Here is a 9,594-nt window from a genome sequence, read left to right on the forward strand (position 1 = left end):
CCCACCTCGGAGCCGGGGAGCCGCCGTTGCAGTTCCGCGCCGACTCCCCAGGGGGTCTCGTCGCCGACGGCGATGTTGGCGGCCGGGGTGAAGGTGGCCACGAACACCGGTGCGGTGACGGGGGCGGTGGGCCGGGTGCGGGTGACGGTGACGGCGCGGCGGGCGGCGGCGAGGCCGATGTCCGGGCGTGGCTCGATGGGCGGGGCCGGGGACTGGCGTGCGGCGGCCGTCCAGGCGGCCAGGGCGCGGACCCGGGCGGCGGCGTCGGCCAGCCGTTCCTCGGCGAGTTCGCCGGAGCGTACGGCGCCGACGAGGGCGTCGCGCAGGCTGAGCACGGTCTCCTCGTCGCAGAGCCCGCCGCCCACGCAGATGGCGTCGGCGCCCGCGGCGATGGCGAGGACGACGCCGTGCTCCAGACCGTAGGTGCCGGAGATGGCCCGCATCTCCATGCCGTCGGTGACGATGAGTCCGTCGTAGCCGAGTTCGCCGCGCAGCAGGTCGGTGAGGATGCGGCGGGAGAGGGTGGCGGGGCGGTCTGGGTCGAGGACCGGCACGCGGATGTGGGCGCTCATCACGGCCCGGGTGCCGGCCTCGATCGCCGCGCGGAACGGCTTGAGCTCCCGCTCGTGCAGCGTGGTGGTGTCGAGGTCGATGTGCGGGAGCGCGTGGTGCGAGTCGACGCTGGTGTCGCCGTGCCCGGGGAAGTGCTTGGTGCAGGCGGCGACCCCGGCCGCCTGCATGCCCTCGACGTAGGCGGCCGTGTGCCTGGCCACCAGGTCGGTGTCGGCGCCGAAGGACCGTACGCCGATGACCGGGTTGTCGGGGTTGGCGTTGACGTCGGCCGAGGGCGCCCAGTTGAGGGTGACACCGCAGGCGGAGAGCCGGCGGCCCAGCTCGGCGGCCACGTCCCGGGTCAGCGTCACGTCGTCGACCGCGCCGAGGGCGTGGGCGCCGGGGAAGGAGGAGCCGGTGCGGACCTCCAGCCGGGTGACGTCGCCGCCCTCCTCGTCGATGGCGACCAGCAGTTCGTCCCGCTCGGCCCGCAGCACGGCGGTGAGCGCGCCGACCTGCTCCGCGTCGACGATGTTGCGGCCGAACAGGGCGACGGAGACGAGGCCCTCGCCGAGCCGGCGGCGCACCCAGTCGGGCGGTGTGGTGCCGGTGAAGCCCGGCTGCAGTACGGCCAGGGCGTCCCGTGTGAGGGTGTCGGTGCCGGTGGTGGTGGCAGTCATCGGGGGCGTTATCCCTTCACGGCGCCCGCGGTCAGGCCGCTGACGGCCCTGCGCTGCAGGAAGACGAAGAGGACCAGGATCGGGACGGCGAACAGCGACGAGGCTGCCATGGTCGCCCCCCAGTCGTCACCGAACTGGGTCTGGAAGCTGGACAGCCACAGCGGGAGCGTCTTCGCCTCGGCGTCCTTGTTCAGCACCAGGACGAGCGCGAACTCGTTCCAGGCGGTGATGAATCCGAACAGCGAGGTGGACATCAGGCCGGGGGCGAGCAGCGGCAGGATGATCCGGCGGAACGCCTGGGCGCGGGTGCAGCCGTCGACCATCGCCGACTCCTCCAGCTCCTTGGGCACGGCGGCGACGAAGCCGCGCAGCGTCAGGATGGTGAAGGGGAGGATCATCATCGTGTAGAAGAGCGTGAGCGGCACCAGACTGTTCAGCATCGAGGCGTCCCGCACGATCATGTACATAGCGATGATCATGACTTCCCAGGGCGCCATCTGGGCCAGCATGAAGCCGATGATGAATCCGCGTCGCCCCTTGAACCGCATCCGGGCCAGGGCGAAGGAGCCGGCCAGCGCGATGATCAGGGAGAAGGCGACGGCCAGGACGGTGACGGTCAGCGAGTTGGTGACGTACGTCCAGAAGTGGTCGACCCCGGTCGCCGTGCGGAAGTGCTCGAAGGTGACGTTCACCGGGAACCAGACCGGGTTCTCCGCGATGATGTCGCCGGTCGGTTTGAAGGCCGTGGCGAACATCCAGTACACGGGGAAGACGCAGCCGATGAACAGGACGACGGCCGTGACATTGGGCCACAGGCGGCCGAAGAGCGAGCGCTTCACAGCTCGTCCTCCTCTTGCTTGAGCACGATCCGCAGGTAGTAGGCCGTCAGGCCGAGCAGGATCAGGATGGTGAGCACGGCGATGGCCGCGCCCATGCCGTAGTGCTGGTTGCCGACGCCCTCGATGTAGGCGTAGACGGGCAGGATCTCGGTGAGCCGGTCGGGGCCGCCCTGGTTGAAGGTGTACACCTGCACGAACGCCTTGAAGATCCAGATGATCTCCAGGAACGTCGTGGCGTAGAGGAACGGCCGCAGGAACGGCAGGGTGACGGTGGTGAAGCTGCGCCAGCTGCCGGCTCCGTCGAGGGCGGCGGCCTCGTAGAGCTCGCTGGGGATGGTGGTGGTCGCCGCGTAGAGGTTGATCGCGACGAACGGGACGGACATCCAGACGATCAGCACGGTGACGACGAAGAAGGTCGACATCTGGCTGCTGGTCCAGCTGTAGTCGGCCATGGAGTGCCAGCCGAGCTTGTCCAGGGTCCAGTTGACGACGCCGAAGCGCTGCGCGAACAGCCACTGGTAGACGGTGGTGGCCGCGACCACCGGCATGGCCCAGGCCAGGACCAGACCCAGCATCAGGATGAAGCGCATCCGCTTGCCGAGCCGGGCGAGCAGCAGACCGACCAGGCCGCCCAGGACCATCGTCAGGGCGACGTTGACGGCCGTGAACAGGATGGAGCGGAGGGTGACCCGCCAGAAGTCCTCCCCGGTGAGGACCTCCTTGTAGTTGTCGACGCCGTTCCACTCGGTGACGTGCTGGATCAGCTGCGCCATGTTGAGGTTCTGGAACGACAGCAGCACGTCCTTCAGCAGCGGCCAGCCGAGCAGCAGCACGGTGGCCGCGCAGGCGGGCAGCAGCAACAGGTACGGGACGAGCGCGCCGGCGCGCGACGCGGTTCGCGGGGTGGGCCTGCCGGGTCCCTCGTCGTCCGTCTTGCGGACGTCCTCCCGGCCGGAGGGCGGCCGTTCGGTCTGCACGGTCATGCTCGCGATCTCTCTTCTCGACGTACTCGGCGGCGCACACGGCGGTGTACCCGGTGGCGTACCCAGCGCCATACGCTGCGGCGTCCGGCCTGCGGCGTCCTCGCACCGGGACCGGCGGCGCTGCTCGCCCCCACGTCCGCCGTTCCCCTGTCCGGGGTCGCGGGGGCGGGCCGCGTCACGCGACGCGGGCGGGGGCCGTCCGGTGGCGGCCCCCGCTCGGCCGGAGCTCCCTGCGCTCCTACTGCTGCTGCGCCAGGCGCTTGTTGAACTCGTCCTCGACCTGCTTGGCGGCCTCGGCCGGGGACTTTCCGTTCAGGACGGCGGTCATGTACGTCTTGATCGGGTTGGGCTCGTTCTCGACCGCGGCCCACTCCGGGATCAGCGGCGTGGTGCCGCCGACGGCGGCGGCCGGTGCGGCGGCCTCGGCGGGGGCGTTGCCCTTGAGGTTGCTCTGCAGCGACTCCTTGTTGGGGATGACGCCGTTGAGCTTGGCGAGCTGGCCCTCGAACGTGTCGGACAGGGCGAGCTTCAGGAACTCCTTGGCCAGCTCCTGCTTCTTGCTGCCCGCGGCGACCGCGAGGTTGGAGCCGCCGAGGAAGACGCCCTCGGGCTTGTCGGCCGTGGCGCCCGGGATCGTGAAGTAGCCGATCTCCTTCTCGATCTTCGGGTTGGCCTTGGTGGCGATGCCGGCTTCCCAGCCCATGCCGATGAACGCGCCGGTCTTGCCCTTGGCGAAGACCTCACCCTGCTGCGGGGTGGCCTCGTCCTTGTCCTTGGGGGCCTTGGACAGCGCCTGGAACTTCTTGTACGTCTCCATGGCGGCGGCGACCTTGGGGTCGTCGAGGTTGGAGACGTACTTGTCGCCCTCCTTCTTGACCAGTTCGCCGCCCTCGCCGATCACCAGGCCGACGAAGTGGTACCAGTTCTGGCCGGGCAGGTAGAGGGGCTCGGCGTCGGTCTTCTCACCGATGGCCTTCAGGGCCTTGTAGAACTCGTCGCGGGTCCTGGGCGTCTCCTTGATGCCCGCGTCGGCCCAGATCTTCTTGTTGTAGAGGACGACGCGGTTGGCGAAGTACCAGGGGGCCGCGTACTGCTTGCCCTCGTAGACGGACGACTCGTTGAGCGACTCGGTCCAGTCGGCGCCGATCTCCTTCTTGAGGTCACCGAGGTCGGCGAGGCCGCCGGTCTTGGCGTAGGCCGGGGTCTGGGTGTTGCCGATCTCGAAGACGTCCGGCGGGTTCTCCTCGGACAGCGCGGTGGTCAGCTTCTGCTGGATGCCGTTCCACTGCTGGACCTCGAACTTGACCTTCGCCTTGGTCTTCTTCTCGAACTCGGCGGCGAGGTCCTTCTGCCACTGGTCCGGCGAGGAGCCGTCCATCACCCAGACCGTGAGCGTCTCGCCGGCCCAGCCGTCCGCCCCGGCCTTCTTGTCGTCGCCGCTGTCGCCGCCGCACGCCGCGATGGAGACCATCATGCCCGCGATACCGATCGCGGCTATCAGCTTGCGCTTCACGCGCCACCCCTCCCTGAAGGAATGCCTTGCACACCCACGCGCTCGGCGGGCTGGGACCCGGCTTCCTCGAAATGGTTTAGACCAGCAAGGGGAGCTTGGCCTAGACCTATGGCCCTGTCAAGGGTCGCCACATCACCGGTGAGTGACGGTTGGAACACGGGATCCGGAGGGTTGAACTCCGCCCAGACGCGGGCATAACGACCCGCTGACCGAGGGTTGGACTAGACCAACCAGCGAGGCGCGGTTATAACGGGACCGCCGAGCGTGCGGCGCCGAACCCGGTCGTCCGCCGACGTGCACCGCGGCCGGCCCCTGCCGTCCGCGCGCCGGACACCGCAGCCGGAAGGCAGGTCATGACCACGGACGTCAGCACCGGGAGAACCGAAGCCGTCAGCGGCGGGAAACCCGAACGGGAGGCGCCCGGCGACACCGGCCGCGTCCCGAAGTACTACCGCATCAAGCAGCGGCTGCTGCGGATGACCGAGGCCCGCCCGCCGGGCACGGCGATGCCCGCCGAACGCCTCCTCGCGACGGAGTTCCGCACCTCCCGCACCACCGTCCGCAAGGCCCTGCAGGAACTGGTCAGCGAGGGGCGCCTGGACCGCATCCAGGGCAAGGGCACCTTCATCGCCCGCCCGAAGGTCTACCGGACGCTGCAACTCACCTCGTACACCGAGGACATGCGCGCCCAGGGGCTGAGCCCCTCCTCCCAGGTGCTCGACATCGGCTACGTCCCGGCCGGCGACCAGCTGGCGGGACTGCTGGAGGTGGAACCGGGCGCCAAGGTGCTGCGCATCGAACGGCTCCGCCTGGCCGGCGGCGAGCCGATGGCCATCGAGACGACCCACCTCTCCGACGCCCGCTTCCCCGGCCTGCGCCGCAACCTCAGACGCCACACCTCCCTCTACACCACCCTCGCCGAGGTGTACGGCGTCCGCCTGGCCGAGGCCGACGAGACCATCGAGACCTGCCCGGCGACCCCGAGAGAGGCCGCCCTCCTCTCCACCGACGTGGGCCTGCCGATGCTCCTGCTGTCCCGCCACTCCCGCGACAGCGCGGGCACCCCGGTGGAGTGGGTCCACTCGGTGTACCGGGGCTCGAGGTACCGCTTCACGGCCGTGATCCGGCGGCCGGGGCCCTGATTCGGCCACCCTGTGGCCCGGACCCCGGCGGCCACTCCGAGGCACCGCCTCATTGCCCCGGCCGCCACTCCGAGGCACCGCCTCGGTCGTCTCACCGGGGCCTCGACTGCATCGGTCACCGGGGGCTCGGCTGCATCGGTCACCGGTGCCTCGGCTGCCTCAGACGGAGTACTTGGCGACGTACTCGTCGAAGGGCTCGATGCCGGCCTTTGCGCGGCGTTCGTCCATCCGCTCGGGCTCCACGCAGGGCCACGGAACGGGCGTCCCGTCCTCCTTTCACCCCGGCGATCTGGGTGCCGTAGATCTGCTCACGGCCCTCGTTGACCAGCGTGCGGTCACGCAGAAAGGCCGGCTCGCGCGGGCGGGCCGAGCCCTCCGCCACCGCCTGCTCCAGCAGCCGCAGGGCGCGGCGCTGCACATCGAGCTGCCGGTCGGCGTGCTGGGCGATCAGCCAGGCCGCCCGTGCGGCCTCCTCACCGACCAGTTCCGCCGTCGGCCAGCCGTACACGTCCGTGATCTCGTTCAGCCGGTCGCCGTGCCGTGCGGTGAGCCGCCGCCACACCGGCTGCTCGGCGGGGTCGTCGCTGTTCGCGCGGGCCGCCGCCCGGCCGTCGGCCGCGGCCATGTCGGTCAGTTCCGCCGCCAGCGCGGCGAGGGTCGTGCGTCACTCCCAACTCCCTTGCCTCATCCGTCAGTTCGACGACGGACAGCCTAGGAGGCAAAACCGGTGTAAAGAGCATTCCGGAGAAGAGTGACAGGCGCTCCTTCGCGCGGGGACAATGGATCTACCCCCTCCGCTCCACGCCCTCCCTCATCAGGGTGACACCGGGCGATCCGGCCAGGGCGATGCCGCGCGATGAGTTTCGCCGGGGCCTACGGTCTTTACAGGAAACGGACGCCATCGACCGCCCCGGAGGACACCATGGCCGCCACCTACACCTTCGACGTCTTCTCCAGCCTCGACGGCTTCGGGGCCGCCGGCGGCGACTGGACCGGGTACTGGGGGAAGCAGGGCCCCGAGCTGCTGGAGCACCGGCTCGGCCTGTACGAGCAGGAGCAGCGGATGGTTTTCGGGGCCAAGACCTACCGGATGTTCGCGCAGATGGTGGCCTCCGGCACGGAGAACGCCGAGGTGTTCGACCCCTGGGTGACCCGGATGCGGAACATGCCGGCCACGGTGGTGTCGAACACCCTGGAGGGCCCCCTCGACTGGCCGGACGCGACCGTGGTGAAGGGCGACGCCGTCGATGTGGTCGCCCGTATGAAGAAGGAGTCCGATGTGCCGCTGCGCTCGCACGGCAGCCTGTCGATGAACCGGGCGCTGATGGCCGCCGGACTGGTCGACCGCGTCCAGGTGACGATCTTCCCGGTGATCACGGGCCGGACCGGCTTCGAACCGATCTTCCAGGGCGCCCTCGACTTCGACCTGGAGCTGCTCGAGCACCGCACGCTCGACGGCCGCACCCAGGAGCTGGTCTACCGGCCCACCCTGCACGGCTGAGACCCCGCAGGTCAGACCGCTGTGCCGGCCTCCTTGCGGCGCACCATCTCCTCGATCCAGACGGGGGCGTACGGGGAGGTGCAGCCGGGGGACGTCGGGTAGTCCTTGAGCACCTTCAAGCGCTCACCGATGGCGATGGCACGGGCCCGGCGGTCGGGGTGCTCGATGCCGATCTGGGCCAGACAGTGGTTCATCGCCCACTGGAGGCGGTCCGGGGCGTCCTTCATCCCGGCCTCGATGACATCGAGCAGCCCGTCGAGGTCGAGCCCCTCGGGCTTCTTCGCCACGCGTTCCGTGGTCAGCGCCCAGCCGGCGCTCGCCACCACCGGGTCCGCGTCGGCGAGCCAGGCCACCCGCAGTTCCTCGGCGTGCGGGCTCTTCTTCACCACGTAGTTCACCAGCCAGTCGTGCACTTTGGGGGTGCGCGCCGCGCGCAGCATGGCGTCCAGCTCGTCCCGGTCGAACGCCCTCGGCCGGCAGATCAGCAGCGCGAGCAGCTTGGCCGCCGTGTCGTCCGTGGCCCACAGGTCGCGCGCCAGGTCCTGCTGGGTCTTGAGCCGCTTGGCCAGGGCGCGCAGCTTGCTCAGGTTCACCCCGTGGTCATCGCCGTGCCGCTCGTTCACCTCCCGCGCCTTCGGGTCCTCCAGCGCGGCCAGCTCGGCCATCACCTCGGCCACTGTCGTCCCGGCCATGGCAGCCTCCGTCCACCGTGTGCGAGAGGCAGCGTACGACGGGGGCGGCCCTCGCCGTGAGGGCGGCTCTCCTGGGGGCCTCCTGGGGGGCGGGGGCGCCCGGCGGGCCTGCCACCTGCGACGATCATGCATATGAGTGAGGAGAGCCAGGAGCCGACGACGTCCCCGTACGCCCCCGTGTCCGCCGACGATCCGCTGTTCGGTGAGATCACGGTGGAACTCGACCATGCGGAGGGCTCGTTGGCCGTGCACGGCGGCGCCGCCCTGCCGCGGGTGGAGATGCACAGGGCGGCCGGTACGCCGCTGGAGACGCATGTGCCGATCGGGACGCGCGACCCCGAGCGGCTGACCATGACGGTCGACGGGACGCCAGTCCCCCTGCGGCCCGCCAAGGGCTTCCTCACCCGCCGCTCCTACCGCGTGGACACCGGCCCGGACGAGCGGGGCACCCGGTACCGCCTGATTCCCTCCGGCGTGGAAACCAGCCGGCTGCTGCGGGACGGCCGGCCGCTCGCCGAGTTCACCTCGGCAGGCGACGGGAGGGTCACCGTCGAGTGGCGGCCCGATGCCGCACCCGAGCCCGCTGACGCCGCGCTCGGCCATGCCCTCGCCGCCGCGTTCGGCACCGGAGCCGAGCCGATGTGGCGACTGACGCTGGACGCAGTGCTCGAACTCCTGCCCTGAGCATGCGCGGACTCCGTACGGCCCGCACCCGTCCGGGTGCCGGTACCCCCGGACGCCCCGCGAGGCCATGCGGCCCGTCGGCCCCGGCCCCCGAGCCGCTGCCCGACGGCACCCGCTGGCAGTGCACCACCATGAAGGCCCCGCTGGACTGGGACCGGCCCGAGGGCGAGACGATCGACATCGCCCTGATCCGGGCCCGCACCGCCGCATCCGCCGAGGAACGGATCGGCTCACTGCTGTTCACGAGCCCCTGTCCCTCGGCGACGACCAGGTGCTCACCGGCTCCCTGCTGCTCGACGCCATCGTCCAGAGCCTCTGCCTGGAGACGGCGTGGCCCGCCCTGGAGGTCGGCCTGCGGCAGCTCGCCGAGGGCGACGGCGAATCCTGCTCAGCCTCGCCGAGGCCCTGGGCGCCCGCAACAGCGACGGCACCTGGAGCGACCAGCGGGACGCACAGACCGCCATCACCTGCGCCGATCGCAGCGACCGCTACACCCCTGACCAACTCCTGGAGAAAGAAGCCGAGTTCGAGGAGGCCTCACCGCTCTTCGGCGCCTCGATGCCGTGGGATGCCCTGGAGTGCACCAGGCTGGCCGGTCCGCGGCAAGGCCGAGCACCCCGACGTCCGCGCCCCGAGCGCCCCGCCCATCCTCCTCGTCGGCAACATCGGCGACCCTGCCACCCCCTACGAGGGCGCGGCCCGCATCGCCAAGCAGCTCGGCCTGCGCACGCATCAGCCGGGGCAGCGCCTCGTCGGGATCGGTGCCGTCGCTGCGCTCGCACGCATGGCCGAGCAGCTCGATCGCCGTGTCCAGACCCACCTCGGGGTCCCAGCCGAACGGATCGAAGAGCGACACCTCACCGGCGAGCAGCTGGAAACCGAAGGGCGAACCGGTGAGCACCTCGATGACGGCCGGCGGGGGTGCAGCCTCCCCAGCATCATGCAGAGCGAGTGGGAGTATTGATCAGAAACTCATGGGGTTCTCGTCCAGGACGTAGCGGACGTGCG

At 70.6% G+C, this 9,594-nt stretch carries 9 protein-coding genes and 2 pseudogenes; 5 read left to right on the forward strand and 6 right to left on the reverse strand.

Annotated elements, in window-relative coordinates; genetic code table 11:
- The 4 genes from ABD207_RS27820 to ABD207_RS27835 form a co-directional block, all read right to left on the reverse strand.
- Positions 1–1,232, reverse strand: a 1,232-nt coding sequence (locus ABD207_RS27820) for a glycoside hydrolase family 3 protein (RefSeq protein ID WP_344015949.1), incomplete at its 3' end; no start/stop codon positions are given.
- An 8-nt stretch (positions 1,233–1,240) separates the two neighbouring features.
- Complete coding sequence (locus tag ABD207_RS27825) at positions 1,241–2,071, reverse strand: carbohydrate ABC transporter permease (RefSeq protein WP_344015951.1); 831 nt, start codon at positions 2,069–2,071, stop codon at positions 1,241–1,243.
- A complete protein-coding gene (locus tag ABD207_RS27830; protein WP_344015952.1) occupies positions 2,068–3,054 on the reverse strand; it encodes a carbohydrate ABC transporter permease in 987 nt (328 codons plus the stop codon). Before ABD207_RS27830 ends, ABD207_RS27825 begins: the two co-directional genes overlap by 4 nt.
- A gap of 238 nt (positions 3,055–3,292) precedes the next feature.
- On the reverse strand, positions 3,293–4,567 hold the full coding sequence (locus ABD207_RS27835; protein ID WP_344015953.1) for an extracellular solute-binding protein: 1,275 nt from the start codon (positions 4,565–4,567) through the stop codon (positions 3,293–3,295).
- Positions 4,568–4,920: 353 nt separating this feature from the next.
- On the opposite strand from ABD207_RS27835, the gene ABD207_RS27840 reads away from it, so the two are divergent.
- Entirely contained in the window at positions 4,921–5,709 is a 789-nt protein-coding gene (locus ABD207_RS27840) for a GntR family transcriptional regulator (RefSeq protein WP_344015954.1), read from the forward strand.
- A gap of 159 nt (positions 5,710–5,868) precedes the next feature.
- Here the strand turns inward: ABD207_RS27840 and ABD207_RS27845 are convergent.
- Positions 5,869–6,334 (reverse strand): annotated as a pseudogene (locus ABD207_RS27845) (DUF6624 domain-containing protein).
- A gap of 297 nt (positions 6,335–6,631) precedes the next feature.
- Here ABD207_RS27845 and ABD207_RS27850 point away from each other — a divergent pair.
- Positions 6,632–7,210 carry a dihydrofolate reductase family protein gene (locus ABD207_RS27850; protein ID WP_344015955.1) on the forward strand — a complete coding sequence of 193 codons (579 nt, stop codon included), beginning with the start codon at positions 6,632–6,634 and terminating at the stop codon, positions 7,208–7,210.
- 11 nt (positions 7,211–7,221) lie between these two features.
- On the opposite strand, the gene ABD207_RS27855 is transcribed toward ABD207_RS27850, so the two are convergent.
- Positions 7,222–7,902 carry a DNA alkylation repair protein gene (locus ABD207_RS27855; RefSeq protein ID WP_344015956.1) on the reverse strand — a complete coding sequence of 227 codons (681 nt, stop codon included), beginning with the start codon at positions 7,900–7,902 and terminating at the stop codon, positions 7,222–7,224.
- Between the two features lie 132 nt (positions 7,903–8,034).
- Here ABD207_RS27855 and ABD207_RS27860 point away from each other — a divergent pair, with 132 nt between their 5' ends.
- From ABD207_RS27860 to ABD207_RS27865, 3 genes and pseudogenes are all read left to right on the forward strand, one after another.
- Positions 8,035–8,586, forward strand: a complete 552-nt coding sequence (locus ABD207_RS27860; protein ID WP_344015957.1) for a hypothetical protein — start codon at positions 8,035–8,037, stop codon at positions 8,584–8,586.
- 86 nt (positions 8,587–8,672) lie between these two features.
- Positions 8,673–8,852: pseudogene (locus ABD207_RS32220) on the forward strand (alpha/beta hydrolase); the annotation flags it as partial.
- Positions 8,853–9,154: 302 nt separating this feature from the next.
- Positions 9,155–9,550, forward strand: a complete 396-nt coding sequence (locus ABD207_RS27865) for an alpha/beta hydrolase (protein WP_344015958.1) — start codon at positions 9,155–9,157, stop codon at positions 9,548–9,550.
- The last annotated feature ends 44 nt before the right edge of the window (positions 9,551–9,594 follow it).

The sequence above is a fragment of the Streptomyces thermospinosisporus genome (assembly GCF_039526425.1).
Taxonomy (GTDB): Bacteria; Actinomycetota; Actinomycetes; order Streptomycetales; family Streptomycetaceae; genus Streptomyces; species Streptomyces thermocarboxydovorans.